Genomic DNA, 24130 nt, shown 5'->3' on the forward strand with positions numbered 1-24130 from the left:
GCAACACGCACAACCGACAATGAAAAAGGCGGCAGACGTTTCGGCGCGTCTGAGCCTTCGTGCACCAATGTCTGCCGAACAAGGAGCAACCATAATGAGCATCAAGGGGAAGCGGAAATACCTCGGGCCAGTTCTGCTGAGTGCAGCAGCCGTCGCGTCAATGGCAATCAGCATACCGGCCTACTCCGCCGAAAACGAAATCGAGGTCGTCCATCAATGGACCGCCGCTGGCGAAGCTGCGGCAATGAAGGTGTTGAAGGACGCTGTCGACGCGCAGGGTCTCAAGTGGGTGGACTCGCCGATCGCCGGCGCCGGCGGCAAGAACATGACACAGGCACTGCAGGCGCGCTTCGCGGCCGGCAATCCGCCCGCCGCATCGCAGATGCCAGGTCAGTTCGTATTGGAATACGCGCAAGCCGGTTCTCTCGGCGATCTATCGGCAACCGCTGAGAAGAAAGGATGGGAAAAGCTCGTCACTCCCGCTCTCCTCGACTACATGAAGGTCGATGGAAAGATCGTCGCAGTGCCGCTCAACCAGCGGCGCGAGAACATGCTTTGGATCAACAAGAAGGTTCTCGACCAGTTCGGCGGAAAGATACCGGAAAGCTGGGACGAGTTCCTGACGCTTGCCGAAAAGATCAAGGCGGGTGGGATAATACCGCTGGCACTAGGTGGTGACGACTGGCAGGAGGGCGAAATCTGGACAGACGTCCTGATCGGCCAGGCCGGTGTCGACTTCTACAAGAAGGCGGTGATGGCGACCGACCGCGCAGCCATCAAGAGTGACACTATGGTCAAAGTGTTCGACACCTTCCGCAAGGTGCTCGCCTATGCCGACCCAAACCGAGCCGGAACCGACTGGGCGATCGAGACGGGGAAGGTGATCAAGGGCGAAGCCGCAATGCAGTTCCAGGGTGACTGGGCAAATGGTGAGTTCGTCGCCGTCAACATGAAGCCTGGAGTTGACTATCTCTGCACGGCTGCGCCCGGACACGACCACACCTACGTCTTCCTCACGGACTTCTTTGGCATGTTCAAGCAGCCGAATCCCGAAGCGCAGAGGAAGCAGGATATTCTCGCCAGCGCGGCGATGTCGATCGAAGTTCAGGAGAACTTGAATCTCAAAGGTGGTTCTATTCCGGCACGCCTCGATGTACCGCGCGACAGATTTAATGACTGCTCCAAACAGGCCTTTGTTGACCGTGAGGAAGGCATGAAAGACGGAACGCTGATTCCCTCGTTCGTCGAAAACAATGCGCTGCCGCGTGACATTCGTGCTCCGTATATGGACGTCATCACGCAGTTCGCAAATACGCCCGACATGACCTCACAGCAGGCAGTCGACAAGCTTATCGAAGGGTTGAATTCCCTCTGACCCTCCTCGGACGCCGCCGGTGCGAAAACCGGCGGCGTCGCGTCCTGCCAACTGGAAAGACGAGATGACCATGGCACGCCATTTGAAGCGAGCAGACGAGAACTTGCGCCCCGCTGTGTTCGAAAGCGAACTGCGCGCGACGGTCGAGGCGATCATCACCGACGTCGCAGAGCATGGCGACGCGGCAGTGCGCGCGCTCTCGGCGAAATTCGACGGCTGGGATCGTGAACATTTCCGCCTCAGCGAGCAGGAGATCGAGGATTGCCTGTCCCAACTTTCGATGGGCGAGCTCAGTGATATCCGTTTTGCTCAAGCACAGGTGCGCAATTTTGCGCAGAAACAAAGGACGTGTCTGCTCGACCTTGAGGTCGAAACGCTGCCGGGTGTTTTCCTCGGTCACAAGAACATACCGATCGAGAATGTTGGCTGCTATGTACCGGGAGGCCGTTACCCATTGCTCGCTTCCGCACATATGTCGATCATCACGGCAAAGGTGGCGGGATGTCCGCGGGTGATCAGTTGCGCGCCGCCCTTTCGAGGCAAGCCGGCGCCGGCGATCGTGGCCGCACAGCATCTGGCGGGCGCTGACGTCATTTATTGTCTGGGTGGCGTGCAAGCCGTTGCGGCGATGGCCCTCGGCACCGAGTCGATCGCCTCCGTCGATATGATCGTAGGCCCCGGCAATGCCTTTGTCGCGGAGGCCAAGCGGCAACTCTTCGGGAGGGTCGGCATCGATCTCTTCGCAGGCCCGACCGAGACGCTTTTGATCGCCGACGAAACCGTGGATGGCGAGCTTTGCGCGACCGATCTGCTTGGTCAGGCCGAACATGGTGTCGATACGCCGGCCATTTTGATCACGGATTCCGAAAAACTCGCTCGAGACACGCTCAACGAGATCGATCGGTTGCTGACCATCCTGCCGACGGCGGCGGTCGCGGCCAAGGCGTGGGCCAATCATGGGGAGATCCTTCTGTGCGAGGACGCATTGGAAATGCTCCAGGTCGCCGACAGGATCGCTAGTGAGCACGTGCAGGTGATGACAAGGGATGACCGTTATTTCCAGGAGAATCTCACCAACTATGGCGCGCTGTTTGTCGGACCGCGCACAACGGTCGCCTATGGCGACAAGGTGATCGGCACCAACCACACGCTGCCTACGAAGCTTGCGGCGCGCTACACCGGTGGGCTGTGGGTGGGCAAGTTCCTCAAGACATGCACATTCCAGCGCATCGACACTGACGCTGCTTCCGCGGAAGTCGGAGCCTATTGCTCGCGTCTGTGCATGCTCGAAGGCTTCGTTGGTCACGCGGAACAGGCCAATATCCGTCTTCGCCGCTATGGCGGCTTGAATTTACCCTATGGGACCGGCGCCCGGCGCTACGCCTAATTCGGAGAGGAAATCCTGTCTCACGCGTGGCGTTCCTACAGTTTGGAGGGAGTATGGTCGATTTCATCGTGGTTGGAGGAGGGTCTGCTGGTTGCGTGGTGGCTTCCAGGCTCAGCGAGAATCCCGATGTTTCGGTGCTCTTGATCGAACAAGGCCCCCGAGACAGCAGCCCCTACATCCATATGCCGGTCACCTACTACAAGACCGCACAGGGCAATTTGCTGCAGCGCTTTGAGCAGGTCCGCAGCGAGGCGGACAAGCATCTCGACGCTCAAACAATGGTCCAGCCCAGGGTTCTTGGCGGAGGCAGCTCCGTCAATGCCATGCTCTACATTCGAGGCGCGCCGGACGACTACGAACGCTGGGTGGAGCAAGGAGCCAAGGGTTGGTCCTACAAGGAGGTCTTGCCGTTTTTCAAACGCTCCGAGGACAACGACCGCTTGTCCAACGAAGCTCATGGTGAGGGCGGCCCGCTGGGCGTCTCGGATCCCTGCTATGTCCATCCACTGAGCCGTTCATGGCTGAAAGCCTGTCAGGAGGCTGGCCTTGCCTTCAATTCGGATTTCAACTCCGGGGAGCAAGCTGGATGTGGTTTCTATCAGCTGACAATTCGCAATGCCCGGCGGTCGAGTGCAGCCGTAGCTTTTCTGAAGCCGGCGCAGAGGCGATCAAATCTGAAGGTGCGAACAGATTGTCGCGTCTTGCGCATTGTTTTCAAACGGGGGCGAGCCGTAGGGGTAGAGATAGCCGACGGACAACGGAAGTCGACAATCTATGCCGATCGCGAAGTCATCATATCCGCAGGAGCGATCAACTCACCCCATCTGCTGATGCTTTCCGGCGTTGGTCCCGCGGCGCATTTGCAATCCTGCGGTGTGGAAGTGGTGCACGATTTGCCTGGTGTCGGGCAAAATCTCTGTGATCATGTCGACATCTATATGACGTATCAGCTGTCGGGACCCTACAGCTACGATCGCTACAAAAGCCTTCTGTGGCAGTCTTGGGCGGGCCTGGAGTATCTGCTTTTCCGACGCGGGCCGGTTACGTCGAACGTCATGGATTCGGGAGCATTCTGGAGTTCGAGCCAATCCACTGATCGGCCGGATATTCAGTACATTTTCCTGTGCGGCAGTGGCATAGAATCCGGCGCCCCGGTACCTGGTGGGTTCGGATGCACCTTGAACGCGACCCACATTCGACCGAAATCCAGAGGATGGTTGGGTCTACGAAGTACCGACCCCGCGCAGTCTCCGCATATTGTGCCCAACTATCTTTCCGAGCCTTCCGATCTCGGTTGCCTGGTCGAGGCTGTCCAACACGGCCAAGAGATCATGTCCCAGAAGGCGCTCTCGAAATACATCGAACGTGAGCATATGCCGGGCAAGCTCGCGACGAAAGCTGACTACGAGCAGTACATACGGCGGTACGCTCAGTCGTCCTTGCATCCCAGCGGCACCTGCAGAATGGGGACCGACGACCTCGCCGTCCTGGATCCGGAACTGCGCGTCCGCGGCCTCGACGGCCTTCGCGTCATCGACGCTTCAGCGATGCCGTCCGTGGTGTCAGGCAACACAAATGCTCCGACAATAATGATCGGGGAGCGGGGGGCGGATTTCATTTTGCGCTCGCCGAGATGACGCGCCGGTTCTGCGCCTTTCCGCCACCATTCCATGAAGGCGGCGCGCCGGGAAACTTGATCTTTCGGATTCAAAAAAGGAGACAGACATGAACAATCAGACGAAGGGCCTCCCTGGACTGGCAGGGATCGATCACGCCGGTTTGGTGGTGCCGAACATGCAAGAGGCGATCGCCTTCTTTCGCGACATCATCGGATGCGAATTCATCTACTCCGGCGGATCGTTGAAGGACGACACCGGGAATTTCATGCAAGACAAAATGAATATCCACCCGCGCGCACACATGAAAGAGGTCGTCTTCATGCGCTGTGGCAATGGGAGCAACATTGAACTTTTCGATTTCGAGGCCCCTGATCAAAAGACAGTATTCCCCCGAAACAGCGACATTGGCGGCTATCATCTGTGCTTTTATGTGGATGATATCAACGCAGCTAGCGAACATCTCCGCAGCCATGGGGTTAAAGTCTACGACAAACCGGAGTTCGAAAAACACGGTCCCGGAGCGGGCGAGTCGTGGGTCTATTTCGAAGCGCCATGGGGCCTTCAAATGGAACTTATCAGCTATCCATCCGGCAAGGCCTATGAGGCAAATGCACGAATGCGGCTGTGGAACCCGACACAATCTAGCCACTAGGTCCACCGCTATCTATCCGCCACCCCGATCCAAATCGGGTTCGATTGCCTCCCAAGGCGAAGTGCGCTCCGTAGTCCGGACAGCCCGGCTGCGGGGCGCATTTGTGTGTGCAGATGGGCGGGCGCAGAAGAACTGGGCGGCGACGAGTGCCCTCCGACTTGTCCACAAACTACTCCACGACCCAATCGCGGATTCAGTCAGTCAGATGGCTTGGATTGGGCGCACCCGAGCAAGTGTCGCCTTCAGACAAACGGGTCCGCGTCGACCCGTCGCCCCAGCATGAAGCAGTCGGAGACCAGTTGTAGCGGCGTTGAATCTACATCCGATTTCCCGGACTTCAACAGCTCGGCGAAATGGGCATAGATGCCTTCGTATTCCTGGGACGATGAACCGGCGAGAGTAACCTCGCCATTAACACGGAGTTGCGTCCCGCCGTTGCTCAGCTGAAGAGTCGTGCCTTCGTTGGTTTCGACGTCTATGTCCCAGGATGGTTCACCGGTTTGTTGCCAGTCGAGTTCGGCGGTCAAATCGGCGTCAATCCCAATGGGCGACTTGAAGCGAATGGAGGCAGCAATGGGTGTTGCCTTGTTCGACGGGATCATCAGGCGGGCATCGGCTACAAGGATCGGAACCGGCATGATTTTCGAGATGATGGAGAATGCGTTAATGCCAGGATCGAACACGCCGAACCCGCCTGGCTCCCAGATCCATTCTTGACCCGGGTGCCAGTAGCGGACGTCCTCCTTCCACGACACATGCAGACGGCGGACGGTCAAGCCAGCAAGTAGGCGTTTTGCCTCGTCGACCGCCGCGTTGTGTTGCGAATGCCATGCTGTGAAGACAATGCGTTTGTGGGCGGCAGCATGGGCCAGCAGTGCCTCCAGTTCGCCGATTGTGGATGTCGGCGGCCTCTCGAGAAGCAGGTGAAACCCGGCGTCGATTGCTCTGTGCGCGATATCGAAGCGCGGTTTCGGAGGCATACACAGCGTGACGGCATCAAGTTTGATCCCGCTTGCCACGAGTTCCGAAAAAGTCTTGAAGGTTCTCACATTTCCGTAAGAGCCGCGCGAACTTACTACCGCTGCGAGGTTGAAGTCCGCGTTCTTGGCAGCTACCGGCAGATGCTGATCTTGTGCGATCTTGCCCAGGCCTACAACGCAAATTTGAATTGTCACAAATCCTCCTTCCAGATGGCCGAGTTTTGGTCGCCATCGCTTGTGTCGCTATTAAGGAATGCCCGATTGGAGCCTGATTGACGTCGTTTATGCCGTTTCGACGAAATGCCTCGTCCGGGTCAGTGAGTGGGGCGTGGTGTCGGGTCGAACCCGTCGAGCCTCTCCTCGATCTCAGACCGCCAGACCTGCGGCCAGAAGCACGTTTCGCGTCGATTCTGCGGACTTGCGCGCCACGGCCTCGACGCTCATCAACGTGAGAGTAGGCGAAAACACCTCGGGTCCGACCTGGTTGAGGCCGCCGGTTTCCGCTAGGATTCGCAGGATTTCGGCATTCGGGAATTCACCGTCGCCAGGAAACTGGCGGTCGTAGCAATTGTCTTTGATCGTCACCCCCTTCGGCAGCGCCAGAGGGCCATCGTTGACCTGCACGCAATGGATCATGTCGCCGGAGATCGTCTTGAGGAGCCCAATGTCGGAGCCTCCGCGCACGAAATGCCACACGTCGAACACCAGCCCGCCATTCGACGCGCCGGAATCACGGACGACATTCCATGCCATTTCCAGCGTTGGAACGCCCCACAGCGGGATGAATTCGAGATCACACTTCAGGCCATGCGCAGCCGCGCGGGCGCAGATCGCCACATAGTGCTCCGTGATCTCGTCTGTCGACATTGCATTCAACGGAAAGGTGGCGTTCAGGCTCGCATGGGTGCAGCCGAGCGCGTCGGTCAGGCGAAAAAACTGGTCCGGTGGCGTGTTAACTGTGGCGATGTAGGCCTCGTCCATATTATCCGGGCGCCAGATCCGCGGCCAGGTGTTCAACGGGTCGAGCCGGGTGATGCGCACACCATGATCCGCGGCCTCCGCGACGATGTCCGATGCCGGTTTGCCGCCCTCGATCAGTCTCTCGACGTCACGCGGCATGAGCGACAGCTCCTTGAAGCCGGCAAGTTGCGTCGCCCGGAATTTGTCCGTTAAAGACAGATGCGCTACGTTCGAGAACGGCATCATGTAGGAATTGACGGTTCTCGACATATGCGGCTCCGGCACGTCTGCGATGGTGCTTACCATCTGCACCCACCAACTGGCGTGGACGCGCGCGGCTGACAGGCATCGACGGCAGCTGACTTCACCCGCAAGCAGCGCTCAGCGCAATTTCGCAGGCGGCATGACACTTGAGCACTCTGACGCACTTCGCTTGAGCGGTGACGGTCAATCTCAAATGGAGTCTATCGTCGACGTTCCGGATGTAAGATAGGTGATCACTTCCTTGGGTATCGAAGCGTCGCTCGGTGAAAGCACCGTGGCACGGCGCAGGTCGCCTTTCCGAGTCTTCCGGTCTCCCACAAAATGCATGGCCACCTTTTGCGCAACCGGCTGTCGCACCATGCTCGCCGCGATTCCGCTGGTTACCCCGAACATGAACTTCTTCGAATTTCGGTCGATTGAGGCGAGATTGCTGAATGTCATCTCGTTACGTTGGATGGTCTCGAAATCGATTGAGAACAGGCGATTGGAAATATAGAAACTGAATCCGTGGTATTTGAAAATATAGTCAATCTTATTAGAGCCATCGAGGTTCGGGAACCGTTCAACGTAGCTATGCATCAATATCCCGTCTTTCGAATAGAGATAAAATATTGACCTGAGTATCTGACCTTTGTAGATCGAGGAGTAGTGGTAGCGTTCGTAGGCCCCAAGAAAATCTGCCGCGTCTGTCGCATTCGCGGACAGTATTTCCGTGATGAACATCATCATCTTTGGCGATTTCTGAATCCGTTTAAACAGGTGGAAGTGATTTCCCTCGACAAGTGATTGGAAGTCATGCGGGTTGTAGGTCATGACATCGACGCTCAACCCAAAGAAATTCGCGATCAAGCGGAGGTTCTTCTGCGACGGTGCGTGAGTTCCGGCGAGATACTTGTTGAATTGCTGACGATTGATGCCCAACTTTCGGCATGCTTCCGATACAGTGCCGTGCTGTTCGCATAGAGTTTTGAGATTATCTGCCAGGTTCGCCTGTTGGTTCATCGCGGTTCTCCAGCTGCGCTTTGCGCTTGGCGTTGCAGCAATATGCCTCTACTTTGAAGCCTGATTGCCGCGAATGAAGCGAGATTACACAGTAGTCGCGTCAGGTTGAATGCCCCTCGGTTTGTTGGTGCGATAAAAAGTGGAGGTCATGCCGAATAGGACAGGGAACGCGGCACGGCATGGAGCCGACTGCGGGAACGCGACCTTAGTTGTCGGGTGAACACAGCGAGGAGGAATTCCAATGCGCGAGTTACATGAGTTCACCATTTTGGCGCCCGTGCTTCGTAGTTTCCTGGTTTGGATGGTATGATGGGTCGGTCCACAGTGTGAACGGCGCGGGGTGATCTGGCGGTAAGCATCGGTACTCACGGCTTCGCCTCGTGCGGGTCCCCCCTTAGGATTTCGCGGACGAACTCCTGCATCCAGATCGGCACGGCGGAGAGACCAGCGCGCAGATCCTCGCGAATGGCCTCGCCGTGCTTGGGGTCGGCAAACAGGCGGCGCAACGCCGCCTGGATACGCTTCCGTTCGCCCTTCTGGGTCAGCATGTCCTGCATCCAATGCAAGGCCTGGACGACCCGCATCCCCGGCCGATCCGCCCAATAGAGGCGGCTAGGGGCAGCGTATTTGAAGTGGATTTCCTGCGTGCCGAGCTTGATTGGCCTCAACCGCGCATCGACCAGCACTTCTATCCGGGCGGGGACGGCGGTCGTCAGGCCGAGGTCGTTGGCGGCCGTCATACCACCAGCTCGTGGAAAACGTCCGTCGGCCTTCCATGAATGCGGGTTTCCGCATCGCCTACCTCGATTTGGTCGATGACCGCCGGACAGGCGAGGCGTACCGTATCTCGCCCGAGAGCACGTTCGCGCGCATGATTTCGACGAACGCGGTGATCTTTTCATCCGCACTGAGAAACCTTGCATTTGACGGATGCAGTGGTGCTACGCTTGAGGAGCCCTGGGGTGTCTCCACGCGGATCCGTCGTGGTGAGCCGATGCTATTGTGCAAGTTTCGCAGCACTCCGGGTGGCTATATCGCCCACGACAGCATGAAGAAGCGCTCCGACTTCTTGTTCGGCGAGCCTGGGTGCAATTCCTGATTCGGACAGTTGAACGAGAATTGTCTTGGCGGTGCTGCGCCAGAAGGCATTCGCGTCCTCCCCGTTCTTGGATTCCAGGACCCGGGCGATAGCTTCGACCAATTTCCGCCGCCGATGCAGCGGAAACGCGCTTAGTTTGAATCACACATCGATCACCTCACCCGTTCAGTCTCGCGAATAAGCATTGCCGGGTAGAAAATTCGGTTAACGCGCTTTTTTTGACAGTGGTGAGCAATGGAATAAAGCGTCCGCTAGGCTCGGTGGACAGTGCCGCGAATGCCACTGGATGCGGCGGCTTGGACGAGTTCGCCTTGATTACCGGCTCACCTCCACATGCCTTTTATCCGCGCGCCGACATCGACCCTGACCTGCCGTGCCTCTGAGCGCGGACTGACCGGCCACAGCGATCGGCCGACGATGTTTGCCTCAGGTGCGGCGGGCTTCTTTTGCTTACGCCTCCGAAGGAGCCCGATGGTTACGTCCGGGGAAGCACTCCAGATTGCCAATCGCTTTCCTGTTGAGCTGCATACCGATTGCCTATTCGGCATCGGGCAGAGATGCTTCAATGGCCAGGACCTCCAAGCCCTCAATCTCCTGCATCACCTTTCCGGCGATGCCTTGCAAGTCGCCGTACATCCCGACGGTCGATTCGATTACGCCTTGTATTTGAGCCTCCCGCTTGGCCCACAGGCGAGTTGTGGCCTTGCGTTCCCTGGCCAGGTCCTCCTGCATATCAGAGAACTTTTCGACGATGGCCTCGATGCGATGGCGGAACCGCGGACCGGTCAGATAGCCATAGACCTGCTCCATTTTGGTAGCCTGGCCGTCCTGGGCGAGGCGGGAGTTCGCCAGCTCGATCAGGGATTGTCGCAGCATGATTGCTATCGGTATCGCGCATTTGGGATGGGCGACATAGACGCCGTCCAGAAGATCGAAGGTTTCCACCCCGGGAGGCAGCGCTTCCGAAATCATCAGCGCAATGTCCGCCTTTGCGGCCCGTTGATCTGCCCTGAGCTTCCCCAGCCAGCCCTGGCTCCAGTTCTTGGTGCGTTTCGATTCCCACAAAATGGCGCCGCATGGCTGGCCGGCCGGTCCGACCACGCGGTGCAGGACATCTCCGCCGAATTCACCCTTGGCAACCGGTTCAATGACGTCCATTGGGAACCGGCTGGCAATGAGGGCTTCCAGATCGAGCTCCGGCACCTCGCCTTGGAGCTGCTGGGAACCCTGTTCCGCACGGCGCTTCAGTTCCTCAATCTGACGCTGCATGCCGGCGATCTGTTCTTCTTTCTCCGCAACCTTCATTTTGAGGCCGTCTTCGGCTTCGAACCTCGCCTTGACGCGAACGGCGTCCAGCCCCTCCTGGATCTTCCTTTCGATGGTCAGTGCCATCTCGCGCTTTTCATCGTCAAGCGCACGCTGCTTTTTCAGGAATTCCGCCTGTTGCTGCTGGGCCTCGGTGAGCTTTTCGTCGCGCGCCTTCAACGTCGCCTCCAGCTCGGAAAGCTTCTTATCCTTATCCTCCAGGTCCACCGACAGCAGCAATTTTGCCTTGCGGGCTTCCTCGACCGCGATTCCGGCACGCTCAAGCTTGATTTGCTCAGCCACCTGCCTGCTGATGTCCTCTTTGGCGGCGGCGATCTCGGCCTGCTGGCGCTTAAGCTCCTCTTCTCTGGCAACCATCGATGCATTGCTCTGCGCCAGGCGCAATTCGTATTCTTCACGCGTGGCGGCAATCATAGGGGTCGCGAGCGACTCATTGAGCTTGATTTCCGTCTTGCAGCTTGGGCAGCTGATCGTCGGTTCATTGAGAATCCTGTCCCCCTGCAGCATGGTACTAGTGGGCTGGACGGTCATCTGCGCGCTGCCTCCTGAGGAATCTGGTTTTAGGACACGCCAGATTATATCTCGCCAAGCGTTTTCGGAAAAGAACAAAGAGTGAACTGATGGATTATCCCCGCCGCAAAGCTAGGGGAGGCGCTTCTTAAACTTGTTTTGTGGAATGATCGCCTGCGCGAGCGGCGGCAACCTCAGCCTCGACTCGATTGCCACGGAGGTCGATTACCTCGACGTGTATTTTCAAATGTCGAGATCGCAGCGCAAATGCCGAATTCCGTCTTTTTCGCCTGGACATGGCTGAAAGTTCGCTGGGCTGCTTCTTTCATTGCACCGGCAATTCCGCCAGCTATTTCAGTTTCCCGTTTCCGTTCGAAACTGAAATCTCTATCCGCGGTGATTGAGACCGTGATGTCGTCAAGTTCACGGGCTTTGACGCAACGGAGACCTTCATCATCCGTGATGCGAAAGGCAGCAATGCGCTTCAACTTGGACCTGAAGTCCAATTTTGCGGTAGCCCGAAAGCAGACATCTCCATCGTCCAATTGGGGGGTTGGGTCGCGCCAGGAACCTGCTATGCCGGTAGAGACGACTGACGGTCTCATCGGTATCGGCGGCGCCGCGAATCTGTGGTAAGGCGCCGCTCAACCAGCGAAAGGATGACACCTGTGAGCGAACCGACCGTGGCCCAGGCGACCGAAAGTATCTATGCCTCGCTCCGGGCGGACAATGCCGACATCGACGCACATATCGCGACGCTTAAGGCGGCGCTGACCCGAGAAGGAATAAAACAGGCGGTGTTCGATCCGACCAAGTTGGCGCAGAACAACCGCTCGGGCCGCAAGTTGATGCAGGCCTATTTTCGGCAGCGCGGCGTCAGCGTGAGGTTTTCGGACTAGTAGAGCCGCGCGCGAGTGATCCCAATCGCGCCCCCAGGAGTTTCTCGGGCCGGTCCGGCATTTCGCCATCTGGACGTCGGGCTGCGCCGCATCTCGGCCGTAGAGATCAGCTTTGCCGCTTCCCGGGTGACCACACTGGAGGTCAGTTGCGCCAAGAATTGTATGCCGGTTGCGACGGGTTGGTGGGGCGGCAGCGCCTCTTCCGCCTCATGATCGTCTGTAAGGATATCGCCGTTTACTGCTAGCGGCCGGCCTACCAGATCGGATCGACCAGATGGTCGCGCCGGGGGTTAGTCGTATTCGGGTGAATGAGTATGCTGAGACCCTTATGGTTCAACATCAGCCACGGAACGAGTGAAGCGAAAAAGTCGTTCGCAAATAAGACCTGGTACATTGCCTGGTCATGCGGGCCGACTTTCTGCTCGTGCCAATTGCCAAGGCGTACTCGGAAACGTTCTCCGATGTGAAGACGCAGCCATCCGGCATGTGGTTTGCCCGTCGTAATAGATATGGACATGATAGCTGGCTATCTCCGCGAGCGGCCTTGGACTGCATCCTCATTCACCTAAATGTTCTCCTTCGATGATTGTCGCGCCCCGCAGAGTGGCCGGGCTTCAATTTTCTCGTTCCCGCAATGCACGGATAACCCCAGAAGCCGACATTCTCAAAGCTCAGGAGCAACCGACAGCCGGACCGGTGCATTCGATGACGTAGATCCCTGGGATGGGCCCTTTGAGGAGTCGGCAAATCATCGGTCTTGGAAAAGCGGACTCGGCTGGCTAGGCTTCGGCTTCGTGACTGGGAGGTGACCAGATTCCAAAGCCCACCTTTCTTGACATCGCCCGCCGCGCCGGGGTTGGCACGGCGACGGTTGAGCGCGTGCTGAACGGCAGGGGTGGCGTCACGCCTGCCACTGTCGAGAAGGTCGTCGCCGCCGCTCGCTCGCTCGACTATCCTCGCCGCTTGCCGGAAGCTCATCACGGGGTGATCAGGATCGAGGTCATCCTGGTGCGTCCGGACGCCACCTTCTTTGCCCGACTGTCTCGCGCTTTCGAGCGCATCGCCGCGACGCTCGATCGTTCCATTGCCGTCCACCGCACCTTTCTCGACGAGGCGGACCCGGCGGCGATCGCCAGGCGCATCCTTGATCCGGACATGCGCCGCGCCGGCCTGATCCTCGCAGTTCCCGACCACCCGCTGGTTGGCGCCGCCTTGAGGAAACTCGAGGCCGAAAACATCCCGACCGTGCAGATTGTCACTGAGATTTCCGGCACCAGCGGGGCCTATGTCGGTATCGACAATTATGCCGCCGGACGCATGGCAGGGCTGTTGTTGTCGCGCATGCAAAGGCGGCCAGGCAAGGTGGTGGCGGTCTGCCACAGCCAGATCTACCGCGTGCACCGCGACCGCGTGCGCGGCTTCTTCGACTACCTGATGGAGACGGCGACCGAACATTTCGAACCGATCGGGGCGCTGTTCGGCCATGACGATGGAGACCGCAACGCTGAGCAGCTTCTTGAAGCCTTGAAGCGCTGGCCGGACCTTGCCGGCCTCTATAATGCAGGCGGCGCCAATTCGGCGCTCAACGATGTCCTGCGCCGAAATCCGCTCGGACGCCAGGTCTTCTTCGTCGGCCACGAGCTCACCGAGCGCAGCGCCGTTGCACTTCGCGAGGGTACGATGGATGTCGTGCTCGACCAGGCACCCGAGGCGCAGGCGAGGCGAGCCATGGACCTGGTGCTGGCGACATTGAACCTGCACGACCTGCAAGTCGAAAACCCGCCGATCCGCTTCGTCACCTTCACTGCCGAGAATCTTTGATCTGATTTGATCAAGGTAGAGCGAGCTTCGCCTCCGTCACCGTGCTAACTCCCTGCGAACGGACGGCGATCGCATATGAAGTTCGCCCCCTCATCCAGCCGCTTTGCATCCGCCTTCCCCGTTGGGAGAAGAGGCTGGCGCCAAGCGCAGACGATCTCTTTCCCCTCGAGGAAAGGTCGGATTGCCACAAATCGGATGGCAATCCGGGTGAGGGGGCATTCTTCCACATGCAATGAGGCTCCGCGAAGGGGAGGACGACTAGTGACGAGACGGCTGACGGCCTACGATCTGAGGAGCGCCAAGGGCAGCCGCAAATGGCTGCAGCTTCACGTCGACACGCCGGCTGAGGCCGCCGCGGCTGTCGCCTGCGATATCGCAATCCTCTCCAGCGAGCCCGACCACAATCTGGAATTGATCCGTGAGGCGGCGCCTTTCGCCTTCTTGTCGGTCGGCATGCCGCATGGCGCGGTCGCCTCGCCCGACGAGGCGGTACGGCTCGGCTTTGACATGATCAAGCGCGGCGCCGACGCCGTCTATTGCTCGCATTCACCGCGCTTCATCGAGGCGATGGCGGCGGAGGGCATTCCGGTTACCGGCCATGTCGGCCTGGTGCCGAACCGCGCCACCTGGACGAATTTTCGCGCCGTTGGAAAGACCGCCGAAGAAGCCTTCAAGGTGCTGCGCGCGGCCAAGGACCTTGAGAATGCCGGTGCCGCCTGCATCGAGGTCGAGGTCGTGCCGGTGCGGCTTGCCGATCACATCACGCGCTCGACCCCACTGATCACCATGGGCATGGGATGCGGCAGCGCCTGCGACACGCAGTACCTGTTTTCCAGTGACGTGCTCGGCACCCACACCGGTCACTATCCGCGCCACGCCAAACGCTATGCCGATTTCGTGACACTGGACGCCGAACTGCAGGAAAGGCGCATCGCCGCCTTCCGCGCCTTCGGTCGCGATGTGACAGCCGGCGCCTATCCCGAAGCGAAGCACCAGGTCGACATGGACGATGCCGCCTATGACCGCTTCCTCACCCTTTCCCAATCCCTGTGAGATCGACATGGACGACCTGAAATACGGCACGCGCAACAAAAGAGGCGACTGGGCTCCGAGCGAGCCGGCAGGCACCGCGCCGCTGTTCGCCTTTCCGCCTCGTCCGCTGGCGCTGCTGAAATGGCTGCCGCACTATTTCCTGCCCTACAATCTGCTGTTCGCGCTCTCGGCGGTCGGGTGGTGGCACTACGTGCTGCCCGACGTCGAGGTTATGAAGACGCTGAGCGTCGGATGGATCTTCAGGCTCTTCCTCGTCAACTGCGCGGCGCTGCTTGTCTTCTTCGGCGTCTTCGAGCTCCGGCTCTACATTTTGAGAGCCCAGGGCAATCGCTTCAAATACAACGGCAAATGGCCCTCCGAGCAGAAGAGCAAGGCTTTCTTCTTCGAGAACCAGAACCTCGACAACATGCTGCGTACCTTCGGCACCGGCATGCCGATCTGGACGGCGATCGAGGTCGCGATCCTCTACGCCTATGCCAATGGCTACGCGCCGTGGCTGACAGTCGCCGAGCATCCCGTCTACCTGTTTTGCCTGGCGCTGGTAGTGCCAATCATCCACGAGACGCATTTCTTCTTGCTGCACCGGGCAATCCACTGGCCGCCGCTCTACAAATGGGTGCATTCGGTGCACCACAACTCCGTCAACCCGTCGCCCTGGTCGTCGCTGTCGATGCATCCCGTCGAGCAGTTCGGTTATCTCGGCGTTGCACTCTGGCACCTGGTCATCCCGTCGAACCCGCTGCTTGCGCTCTACCAGCTCCACTATGCCGGCTTCGGCGCCATTCCCGGTCATGTCGGCTTCGACAAGGTCGAACTCGGCGAGGACACCAGCATCGATAGCCACGCCTACATCCATTACCTCCATCACAAATATTTCGAGGTGAACTACGGCGACGGCCTCATCCCGTTCGACCGATGGTTGGGCACTTTCCACGACGGCAGCAAGGAAGGCGAGGCCCGCATGCAGGCCCGCTACGAGAAGAAGAAGGCGCGCGCCAACGCCGCCCAATGACAGCCCGATCAGACAGCCGAGCGAGGCGTCCGCGCAAGCCATCCCGCAAGGGCCGGAAGTCGAAGGAGGGGTGAACCGGCACTCCATCCACAAGGGAGGAAAACCGTGAAGAAGCTTTTCATTTCGACCGCGTTGGCGGCCTTGATGTCGACCAATGCGATGGCTGCAAAAATTGGCGTCAGCATCGTCAACTTCGACAACAATTTTCAGACATTGCTGAGGGACGGCATGCAGGCCCGCGCCAAGGAGAAGGGCGCCGGCATCCAGGTCGAGGACGCGCAGAATGACGTCGCCAAGCAACTCGACCAGGTGAAGAACTTCATCGCCACCGGTGTAGACGCCATCATCGTCACGCTGGTCGACACCAATGCGTCAAGGACGCTCAGCGAGGAAGCTGCCAAGGCCGGCATCCCACTGGTCTTCGTCAACCTCGAACCGTCAGACATGGCGAACCTGCCGGAGAAACAGGTCTATGTCGGCTCCAACGAGGTGGAGTCCGGCACGCTGGAAGCGTTCGAGGTGTGCAAGATGCTGCGCGCCAAGGGCAAGTCGGCAGGTGCCAAAGCCTACATCGTCATGGGCAGCCTCGTCCACCAGGCGGCCCTGCAGCGGACCAAGGATGTCGAGCAGATCTTCGGCACCGACATGTGCAACTTCATCAAGATCGTCGACAAGCAGTCGTCCGAATGGTCGCGCGACAATGCCCAGACCCTGATGACGAACTGGCTGACCGCCGGCGGCGCGCCGGACGCCGTCATCGCCAACAATGACGAATCCGCTATCGGTGCCATCCTGGCGCTCAAGGCCAACGGCGTCGACATGAAGAACGTCGTCGTCGGCGGCATCGACGCCACGCAGGACGGCTTGCAGGCGATGAAGGCCGGCGATCTCGCGGTCACCGTGTTCCAGAACGCCAAGGGCCAGGGTGGCGGCGGCGTCGACGCTGCACTCGCGCTGGCCAAGGGCGAGAAGGTCGAACGCGTCGTCTACGTGCCGTTCGAACTGGTGACCCCGGCCAACGCCGCCGACTACCTCGACAAGAACTGAGCCCAGGACCGGGGCCTCCGGGCGGCATTGCCGTTCCGGAGGCCCGACCGCAACTCATAGAGGAAAAAATGTCCAGCTGGATCACGGTCTGCGGCCTCGACGATATCGAACAGGAAGGTGCCCGCCGTTTTGACCATGAAGGCCGTACCTACGCTATCTTCCGCTCGCCCGATGATGAAGTGTTCTGCACCGACGGCCTATGCACGCACGAAGCGGTACACATCGCCGACGGACTGGTCATGCATTACGAGGTCGAATGCCCCAAGCACGCGGGCGCCTTTGACTATCGCACCGGCGCGGCAAAGCGGCTGCCGCCTTGTGTCAATCTCAGGACCTATCCTGCGAGGGTCGAAGAGGGCTCCGTCCTGGTTGCGATGCCAGTGACAGGAGCCTGAGCTTGGTGGGGCAGTCGACCGTACCGCTTCGGTCAGTTAACGACTTGCAACCGGCGTGCCTAAATGTGCGCTTCCGACTATTTCTGCCTGAAAACTGCCGGTCCGCTATCGTGAAGATCCTATGGGGATGGAAGGCGACCAGCGCTCTGCCAGAGTGAAGTCGACAAACATCACCTGGAGGTCAGCATGCAAGCCAACACCACCAAAGCCCCGGCCGCTATCCGCGTCGATCTTGCCGCAATATTTGTTTCGTTAGAACTGTCTCGTTCAAAATGGCTCGTCACTTCGCTTTCGCCAGGTGAAGGCGAGAGAATGTCGAGACACCTCGTGTCGGGGGGCGACATTCCGGGTTTGCTCGATCACTTCGCAGAGCTGCAACGAAAGGCGGAAGTGCGGACAGGGCAGCGTTTCCGGGTCATATCAATCCAGGAAGCTGGTCTGGATGGATTCTGGATACATCGGGTCCTCGAACGCGAAGGCATCGAGAGTTATGTCGTGGACCCGGCATCCATTGCCACATCACGTCGCCGCCGGCGGGCCAAGACCGACAGGATTGATGGGGAAGCACTGGTTCGAGCGTTGTTGGCCTACAACCGCGGCGAGCCTCGGGTTTGCGCGATGTTGCGATCGACGCAAATGCCTGATGCGCTCATTACCGGAGATGGGCGTCCACTGCCGCCAGCGCTCATGGCGCAGATCAGCCGCGAGCTTGATCGCATCGAGTTGCTGATCCAGCAATCAAGGATGTTGAAGAGGCACGCGACGCCTTGCTCGTCGCGGCAGATGAGCCAACACCGGCCCTGCTGCTCAGCCTCAAGGGAATAGGTCCGGAGTTCGCGGCCGTCCTGTGGTCTGAGGGATTATCGCGCAAGTTTGACAATCGACGACAGGTTGCCGCCTACGCTGGTTTGGTGCCAACGCCCTGGCAAAGTGGGCAGATTAATTGCGAGCAGGGAGTCTCGAAGTCCGGCAATCCAAGGCTCCGGTCGACGCTTGTCCAGGTTGCGTGGCTCTGGGCTCGCCATCAACCCAATTCCGCACTCAGCCAGTGGTTCAGGGCGCGAGTCATCCAGAATGGTGGCCGGTACAAGAAGACGGCGATCATCGCCCTCGCTCGGAAACTGCTTGTTGCGCTGTGGAAATACGTGAACGCCGGAGTCGTTATAGAAGGAGCTCTCCTGACGAAACCATCAGCGTAGACGCTAATCGATTCTAATAATCTCCAGGACCGACCAGGGCCTGGCAGATCCTCGGTAGACGAACCGACGAAACTCATGGCCTCAAACAGCCGCCGTTGAAGAATGGTTTCGCCTCTTGGGTTCCGAATCCGCCGCAAGCGGGATCATGGAACAGGTGCATGCGCCCTGACCGAATATAAGGTGGACTGGGTTCGTTCGCGAACCGCGTCACGCTAACGGACCCATCGAATGGATCTACGGATTGTCGCGGAGGTACATGACAATGTCGACGTGATGCCGTTTGTAGTTGACCATCCCCATATAAGAGTTTCGGGCGCCGGCAGGCGTACGAAAGTCCCCGAGGAAGGAACCCGAGGGCCACAGGCGATGGCTATGGGGATTTCGAAGGCGGCCGATGTCGGCGATCGCGTGACCGCCGCTGGGAAGCGCGGGGGTGGATGCGGATAGGCCGCTTCGTTATGCCTCCGCGCGGTTTAGCCGGCCGTGCACGTGGCTCGTCGCGACTCCGTCGGTTGCGATAGTCACCATGGACATGCGTGGGTCCGTTGCCGGAGGCTGGATGCCTGAGGCCTGAATCTGGATGATGCGATGCCGGATCATGGGGCCTCTCCGGTTCGGCGCTCTTGAGGCGGGCGGTCCGCGTGGCTGTCTCCACCGTTCGAACGTCTCGATGATGATCATGCGTCCGCCGCAGCAGGGGCATGGCGGGCGGAAGTTGTCCGGTTCGTCCGGGCTGTCATCGTCGGACGGTGCGGCGACGTTCAGGAGTTGGCGGGCGAGCGCGAGGCTGGCCTTGCGGGCAGAGCCGGCGAGCAAGCCGTAGTGCCGAATGCGATGGAAGCCGCGCGGCAGCACATGGAGCAGGAAGCAGCGGATGAACTCCTCGGCAGCTAGCGTCAGTACCTGCTGCATGTCAGCGCCGTCGCGACGGTAGTCCTTGTAGCGGAAGGTGACGCCGGCCTCATCGAAGCCGATCAGGCGGCGGTTCGAGATTGCCACGCGGTGGGTGTAGCGCGACAGACATCCGCCGCGATGACGTCATGGTTGACGGCGATGGAGTCGTCGTGGCGGCCGATCCGCAGATAGAGGTGTGCCGGCATATGCGTGAGGTGCCCTGCCGCCGGTGCCGCGCCGCGCAGGCGGTCAGCGACGGTCTCCGCCCGGCCCGGATCGGCTGAGGCCTCGACGCATGGATGTAGGTGCGCCGCTCCGAGATGGTCCGGAACCAGCTCGAGCGCACGCTCCACCGCCGCGACAATCTCGTCGCCGCGGCCCTTGGGCGTCACCCTGTCGGCCTCCCAATAGTCCCAGGGCTGCAGGTTCATCAGCGCCTCGGCATAGAGCACCAGCAGGTCCGCATCGTCGGGATGGGCCGTGGCCACCTCGCCCAACGCCTCGGCCCAGGCTTGATCCAGCGGCAATCGGCTCGCCGTCAGACTCGTGCCGTAGCGTCTGGAAAGGGCCTCGATCAGCGCCTCTTCTTAGGAGTGGCCTTCTCCTTGAGCGCCAAGGCGCGATCGATTGTCTGGCGCGCAGGGGCCACTGCCTCGTCGCGCATGGCGTCGTTGATGTTGGGGCCTAGTGCAAATGCTTCGCCCAAAGAAACACATGGCGCAATTCGGGTCCAGTCTCTGGGCCTCCTGGAAGGAACGCCGGGCCTCGCCGTGCTTAAATCCCCATGTCAGCCGGAGGCACTGATCGAAGTAACCCTGCGCATCGATGCTATGCATGGCAATGGGCATGGTCATGCCGCCCAGACCTTCATAGAGCGGCGGCCGAACGCTCGCGGTGCGGGCCTCGGCGTTCCCGGCGTAGGCGACGCCTGGCCTGTAGAGTTCGGTTTCGGCGGCGAGGCCTCGTGCGCCGAAGCTGCGACAGCGAAGACGGAGGCGCTCAGTATCACTCCCCCGGTGATGGCGTGCAGGGAAGTGTTCGATTTGAATTTCATTGTTCTGGTCCTTTTGAATGAAGTCCCGCTTGCGGAAGCATGCCGATGGCGGGTCGTTTGACATTGAAGGGTGGCTTCGCTCAGGCGAGGCTGGCGGCGAATTCGGCTACGTCCCGAGCGAAACGGGCAGGCTCTTCCCAGTGGAGCGCATGGCCGGCGCACGCCGCGGCGGTTCTGACAAATTTCGTGGCATTTTCCTTTCGTTTCGACTTGCTTTGACGCGTGGGACGGGAAAGGCCCGGACCACCTCCTGTCTGTGCCGTGGGCTGCGTTCTCCGTTCGGGGAACCCAGCCTGTTGATCGACGGATGATTCCCTGACGGTGCCCGTCCGCCTCGCCCGGCTAGAATGCCCCGGGAAATCTTCGCGGATGCGCTATAGTCTGGGGATCGCGGGCGGCTCCTGGACGCCCAAGGCCTACGTCCCTCAGGAGATGGTCGTTGAGGTCGAAGAGCGCGTCGCGCAGGTCGCGTTCGGCGCGATGGCGCCTGCGCATCGCCCGCCAGCGTCCGAGGATGGATTGCAGGAACATAGACATCGCTCAGGCCGCCTTCTGTTCCGGCGCCGGGTTCTCGCGGGCACGGCGCAGGAAGGATTTGTTGACCGGGCTGTGGGGCTTCAGCGCCAGGCGCTCGCTGGCGAGTGCTTCAGCCATGCCGGTAAGGCCGCCCCGTATTGTCGCTTCGGTCAGGGTCCAGTCGATGATGTCGCGTTGGGCGTGGCTGCCGCCGAAGGAATTGGCGATGAAACGTGCGCTATGGAGGAAACCCGCCGCCGCTTCGTAGTCGCCGCGCCAGAATGCCGAGAAACCTTCGACCAGCGGCAGGGCGGTTTTGCGGCCCCATTCTCCGATTTCCGCCACACCGCCTGCCGTGCGGAAGCCCGAGGCGATACGCTCGACCTCGCTTGTGCGGCCAGCGCCGAGATAGGCCATCACAGCGTGCCAGTCGTTGAACGGATAGGTGCGACCGTCAGCATGGCTGTCCCAGGCTGCCGCCAGTTCCTGCCAGCGGTTACCGACGTCGTGGCCCGATAGACAAAGCCGCCACAGCAGCGCCGAGGCGTCGATCATGTCGAGCGCGACCATGCTGCGGTCCTGCCGGATCGGTCCGTCGTAGAGCGCGAGAACTTCATCAGCCTGGCCAAGATCGAGATGGCAGAGCGAACGGTGCCACCAGTTGTGGACCCGGAAGAAATTGTCGTCGCCCGACCAGTGCGGCTCGCGCGCGATCATCCAGCCGATGCCGTCTTCGGCACGGCCTTGCATCTCCATGACATGTGCGACGGCATGATGAGCCCAGCAGTCGAGCGGCTGAAGGTCGAGTGCGCGGCGACCGGCCTCTTCGGCCCGGCCGAAGTCACCGGTCTCCTCGAGACCGAACGCATGCATCCCGAGCAGGATCGAATAGCCGGGCGTTTCCGCCGACCATTTCGGCAGCACGCGCGCGATCCGGTCGCGCAGGCCGCGCGAACTGGCGCGGTAAAAATCCATCAGATGGCCCGATTGTAACGCCACGATGTCATGCGGGTGGTCGGCATTGTGCCGGTCGAGCGCGATTGCTGCGGCGGTCCACTCGCCCTTGAGGAGAATATCGAGCGCCGCGACGTGAGACGCCTCGCGCTCCGAGAGCAGCATGGTCTTCGCCTTGGCGAGGATCGCTTTCGCCTTATTGGTCGCCTCCGGCTCGGTCGCGAGGCCGAAAAGATGCGCCTTCATGATGTGCGCCATAGCAAAATCGGGCGCGGTCTCTATCGCACTGTCAAGCAAGCCAACCGGATCGCCACGATAGGTATTGAAGGCTTCGACGGCCTGACAGAAGAATTCGGCTGCCTCCGAGCTCGCGCCGGAGAGCGCATTTCCTTGTGAATCGGTGATCATTTCGGGTTTCCTTGTAAATGGTTCGACGCCAGGACGAATGCAGCGAGCTTTGCGCCAGCATCTGTCCGGAGGCCGGCTCTGTTGTTCGCTGTCAGATCGTGCCCTTGGCACATCGGGCGGGAAAATAGTCGTGGCGCGGCGTGTGCGAGAGAGGCAGAATGGCCGGAACCATGCGAGATGGGCCAAGCTGGAGGACAAACGGTGCCGAAGCGCGTTAGCATCGTCGTCTTTCGGGAATGCGATCCCTCGATCATCTACGGCGTGTTCGATACGCTCTGGGCGGCGGGGAGGTTTTTCAAGATTCCGCCCGGCGAGCAGCTCTTCGAGCCGCGCATTGTCGCGGCCGAGCACGGACCGCTCGAGCTCATCACCGGCGTTAGCATTATTCCGCAGGACTCGATCGACGACATCGAGCAGACGGATATCGTCTTCGTGCCAAACCCAGTGGTGTTCACGCCGGAGGAGCTTCACGCCCTCGATCGCCGGATCATCGATTGGGTCGCGAAGATGCACGAAAAGGGCGCTTTAATTTGTTCCGCCTGTGGCGGCTCTCTAGTCCTGGCCGCGGCCGGGCTGCTCTCCGGCCGCGAGACGACGACGCATTGGAGCCATGTACCAGTGTTCCGCCAGGAGTTCCCTGAAGTGCTGCTGCACGAGGACCGCATCCTGGTTCAGAGCGGCGACGGCCACAACATCATCTCCTGCGGCGGCGCTTCGTCCTGGCAGGACCTCGCACTCCTCCTCATCGCCCGCTACGGAAGCGGCGAGGAAGCGATCCGCATTTCCAAGTTCTTCCTCTATCAGTGGCACCGCGACGGGCAGCTCCCCTACGCGTCCATGGCCGTCAATGTCATCCATGCCGACGCACTCGTTCTCAAGTGCCAGCACTGGCTTGCGGAGAATTACGAGTGCGCGGATGTCGTCACCGAGGTGGCGCGGGTTTCGGGCTTGCCCAAGCGCACGTTCGACCGCCGGTTCAAGGCGGCCACCGGTTACTCGCCGCTTACCTATGTCCAGGCGCTGCGCATCGAGGAGGCGAAGCAGATGCTCGAGACCGGCTCCGCCCCCGTGGATGCGATCGGTCGCGAGGTGGGCTACGAGGACGCTTCCTCGTTCAGTCGCCTGTTCCGGCGCCTGACAGGCATCTCGCCCGGTGACTACCGCCGTCGGTTCAGAATTCCCGACTATATTCGGTCGAGTTGGCAGGATGCGCGACCAGGAGGTCGAATGTCGAAGGGATCAGCGGCGGGCTGACCGCACAGGTGTTCCCCGTTCTTTGCCGGCATAAACCGCGCTACCTACGCCCACACACCGCGGACGATCTGACGCTCACGAGCAGGTCCGGACTAAGTCAGGAGAGCCAGTTGCGTTGAATTCAGCTCTGGGGAAGCCGGAAAGCGTTAGCGACACCACGATCTTTTGTAGGCCATGCTGCAAGTTTGTCCCGCTCATGATCCTAAAGTTCGTGGTGTCTTTCTTTGAAGCTCCACGATGTAAAACCACTCTGACGCCGCCTGACGCGCGAACAGCCGGCAGGGGCCATGCGCTTGGCGGAGGAGGATATCAAGATGGCGGCGAATTGGCTGGCGTGGATAACTGTTGGACCAGCTTTCAGGTTAGATGGTTGGTCAATCGACCTTGTTCACTTGCCCATCGTCATTAGCCCCTCGGCGCGCCTTTGCGGGCGGAGCCGGCGAGCATCTG

The 24130-nt window shown here is 60.0% G+C and carries 23 protein-coding genes and 2 pseudogenes; 14 read left to right on the plus strand and 11 right to left on the minus strand.

The window, feature by feature from the left end; translation table 11 throughout:
* Positions 1-94 precede the first annotated feature (94 nt).
* From NKH98_RS12100 to NKH98_RS12115, 4 genes are all read left to right on the plus strand, one after another.
* Positions 95-1375, plus strand: a complete 1281-nt coding sequence (locus NKH98_RS12100; protein ID WP_352898668.1) for an ABC transporter substrate-binding protein — start codon at positions 95-97, stop codon at positions 1373-1375.
* Positions 1376-1445: 70 nt separating this feature from the next.
* Positions 1446-2762 (plus strand): histidinol dehydrogenase, encoded by a 1317-nt coding sequence (hisD, locus tag NKH98_RS12105; protein WP_352898734.1) that lies wholly within the window; start codon positions 1446-1448, stop codon positions 2760-2762.
* A 53-nt stretch (positions 2763-2815) separates the two neighbouring features.
* Positions 2816-4399: a GMC family oxidoreductase gene (locus NKH98_RS12110; RefSeq protein WP_352898670.1), complete on the plus strand. Its 1584-nt coding sequence runs from the start codon at positions 2816-2818 to the stop codon at positions 4397-4399.
* An 88-nt stretch (positions 4400-4487) separates the two neighbouring features.
* Positions 4488-5033 carry a VOC family protein gene (locus NKH98_RS12115; RefSeq protein ID WP_352898671.1) on the plus strand — a complete coding sequence of 182 codons (546 nt, stop codon included), beginning with the start codon at positions 4488-4490 and terminating at the stop codon, positions 5031-5033.
* Positions 5034-5275: 242 nt separating this feature from the next.
* Here the strand turns inward: NKH98_RS12115 and NKH98_RS12120 are convergent, their stop codons facing one another.
* From NKH98_RS12120 to NKH98_RS12135, 4 genes are all read right to left on the minus strand, one after another.
* Positions 5276-6208, minus strand: coding sequence for a Gfo/Idh/MocA family protein (locus tag NKH98_RS12120; protein WP_352898672.1), 933 nt, complete (start codon positions 6206-6208; stop codon positions 5276-5278).
* A gap of 171 nt (positions 6209-6379) precedes the next feature.
* Complete coding sequence (locus tag NKH98_RS12125) at positions 6380-7279, minus strand: sugar phosphate isomerase/epimerase family protein (protein ID WP_352898674.1); 900 nt, start codon at positions 7277-7279, stop codon at positions 6380-6382.
* A gap of 147 nt (positions 7280-7426) precedes the next feature.
* The gene (locus tag NKH98_RS12130; protein ID WP_352502287.1) at positions 7427-8239 is read right to left on the minus strand and encodes a helix-turn-helix domain-containing protein; all 813 of its coding nucleotides are present in this window, start codon (positions 8237-8239) and stop codon (positions 7427-7429) included.
* Positions 8240-8604: 365 nt separating this feature from the next.
* Positions 8605-8979 carry a DUF6088 family protein gene (locus tag NKH98_RS12135; protein ID WP_352898676.1) on the minus strand — a complete coding sequence of 125 codons (375 nt, stop codon included), beginning with the start codon at positions 8977-8979 and terminating at the stop codon, positions 8605-8607.
* A 35-nt stretch (positions 8980-9014) separates the two neighbouring features.
* Between NKH98_RS12135 and NKH98_RS12140 the strand changes: the two genes are divergently transcribed.
* Complete coding sequence (locus NKH98_RS12140; protein ID WP_352898740.1) at positions 9015-9338, plus strand: hypothetical protein; 324 nt, start codon at positions 9015-9017, stop codon at positions 9336-9338.
* On the opposite strand, the gene NKH98_RS12145 is transcribed toward NKH98_RS12140, so the two are convergent.
* The 3 genes from NKH98_RS12145 to NKH98_RS12155 all read right to left on the minus strand — a co-directional run bounded on the left by NKH98_RS12145 (position 9237) and on the right by NKH98_RS12155 (position 11662).
* Positions 9237-9440 carry a DUF6074 family protein gene (locus tag NKH98_RS12145; RefSeq protein WP_352898679.1) on the minus strand — a complete coding sequence of 68 codons (204 nt, stop codon included), beginning with the start codon at positions 9438-9440 and terminating at the stop codon, positions 9237-9239. The two genes, NKH98_RS12140 and NKH98_RS12145, sit on opposite strands and share 102 nt — an antisense overlap.
* Positions 9441-9875: 435 nt before the next feature.
* A complete protein-coding gene (locus NKH98_RS12150) occupies positions 9876-11195 on the minus strand; it encodes a DUF2130 domain-containing protein (RefSeq protein ID WP_352898681.1) in 1320 nt (439 codons plus the stop codon).
* 173 nt (positions 11196-11368) lie between these two features.
* Positions 11369-11662 (minus strand): hypothetical protein, encoded by a 294-nt coding sequence (locus NKH98_RS12155; RefSeq protein ID WP_352898684.1) that lies wholly within the window; start codon positions 11660-11662, stop codon positions 11369-11371.
* A gap of 171 nt (positions 11663-11833) precedes the next feature.
* On the opposite strand from NKH98_RS12155, the gene NKH98_RS12160 reads away from it, so the two are divergent.
* Entirely contained in the window at positions 11834-12073 is a 240-nt protein-coding gene (locus NKH98_RS12160; RefSeq protein ID WP_352898686.1) for a hypothetical protein, read from the plus strand.
* A 253-nt stretch (positions 12074-12326) separates the two neighbouring features.
* Here the strand turns inward: NKH98_RS12160 and NKH98_RS12165 are convergent, their stop codons facing one another.
* Positions 12327-12590 (minus strand): DOPA 4,5-dioxygenase family protein, encoded by a 264-nt coding sequence (locus NKH98_RS12165; protein WP_502894232.1) that lies wholly within the window; start codon positions 12588-12590, stop codon positions 12327-12329.
* A 296-nt stretch (positions 12591-12886) separates the two neighbouring features.
* Here NKH98_RS12165 and NKH98_RS12170 point away from each other — a divergent pair, with 296 nt between their 5' ends.
* The 6 genes and pseudogenes from NKH98_RS12170 (at position 12887) to NKH98_RS12195 (ending at position 18600) form a co-directional block, all read left to right on the plus strand.
* The gene (locus NKH98_RS12170) at positions 12887-13894 is read left to right on the plus strand and encodes a LacI family DNA-binding transcriptional regulator (protein WP_352594645.1); all 1008 of its coding nucleotides are present in this window, start codon (positions 12887-12889) and stop codon (positions 13892-13894) included.
* 261 nt (positions 13895-14155) lie between these two features.
* Positions 14156-14947 carry a 3-methyl-2-oxobutanoate hydroxymethyltransferase gene (locus NKH98_RS12175; RefSeq protein WP_352898688.1) on the plus strand — a complete coding sequence of 264 codons (792 nt, stop codon included), beginning with the start codon at positions 14156-14158 and terminating at the stop codon, positions 14945-14947.
* A 7-nt stretch (positions 14948-14954) separates the two neighbouring features.
* On the plus strand, positions 14955-15959 hold the full coding sequence (locus tag NKH98_RS12180; protein ID WP_352898691.1) for a sterol desaturase family protein: 1005 nt from the start codon (positions 14955-14957) through the stop codon (positions 15957-15959).
* 105 nt (positions 15960-16064) lie between these two features.
* Positions 16065-17006, plus strand: coding sequence for a substrate-binding domain-containing protein (locus NKH98_RS12185; protein ID WP_352898694.1), 942 nt, complete (start codon positions 16065-16067; stop codon positions 17004-17006).
* Between the two features lie 68 nt (positions 17007-17074).
* Positions 17075-17401: a MocE family 2Fe-2S type ferredoxin gene (locus NKH98_RS12190; RefSeq protein ID WP_352898697.1), complete on the plus strand. Its 327-nt coding sequence runs from the start codon at positions 17075-17077 to the stop codon at positions 17399-17401.
* A 186-nt stretch (positions 17402-17587) separates the two neighbouring features.
* Positions 17588-18600: pseudogene (locus NKH98_RS12195) on the plus strand (IS110 family transposase).
* 609 nt (positions 18601-19209) lie between these two features.
* Here NKH98_RS12195 and NKH98_RS12200 read toward each other — a convergent pair.
* Together NKH98_RS12200 and NKH98_RS12205 are read right to left on the minus strand one after the other, a co-directional pair.
* Positions 19210-19620, minus strand: a pseudogene (locus NKH98_RS12200) (transposase); the annotation flags it as partial.
* The gene (locus NKH98_RS12205; protein WP_352898699.1) at positions 19575-20021 is read right to left on the minus strand and encodes a hypothetical protein; all 447 of its coding nucleotides are present in this window, start codon (positions 20019-20021) and stop codon (positions 19575-19577) included. The gene NKH98_RS12205 and the pseudogene NKH98_RS12200, both read right to left, overlap by 46 nt.
* A 78-nt stretch (positions 20022-20099) precedes the next feature.
* On the opposite strand from NKH98_RS12205, the gene NKH98_RS12210 reads away from it, so the two are divergent.
* Positions 20100-20609, plus strand: a complete 510-nt coding sequence (locus NKH98_RS12210; protein WP_352898701.1) for a hypothetical protein — start codon at positions 20100-20102, stop codon at positions 20607-20609.
* Positions 20610-21088: 479 nt separating this feature from the next.
* Here the strand turns inward: NKH98_RS12210 and NKH98_RS12215 are convergent, their stop codons facing one another.
* Positions 21089-22426, minus strand: a complete 1338-nt coding sequence (locus NKH98_RS12215) for a tetratricopeptide repeat protein (RefSeq protein ID WP_352898703.1) — start codon at positions 22424-22426, stop codon at positions 21089-21091.
* A gap of 261 nt (positions 22427-22687) precedes the next feature.
* Between NKH98_RS12215 and NKH98_RS12220 the strand changes: the two genes are divergently transcribed.
* Positions 22688-23680 carry a GlxA family transcriptional regulator gene (locus NKH98_RS12220; protein WP_352898705.1) on the plus strand — a complete coding sequence of 331 codons (993 nt, stop codon included), beginning with the start codon at positions 22688-22690 and terminating at the stop codon, positions 23678-23680.
* The last annotated feature ends 450 nt before the right edge of the window (positions 23681-24130 follow it).

Origin of the sequence: Mesorhizobium sp. M0833, from assembly GCF_040319905.1 — a bacterium.
GTDB lineage: Bacteria > Pseudomonadota > Alphaproteobacteria > Rhizobiales > Rhizobiaceae > Mesorhizobium.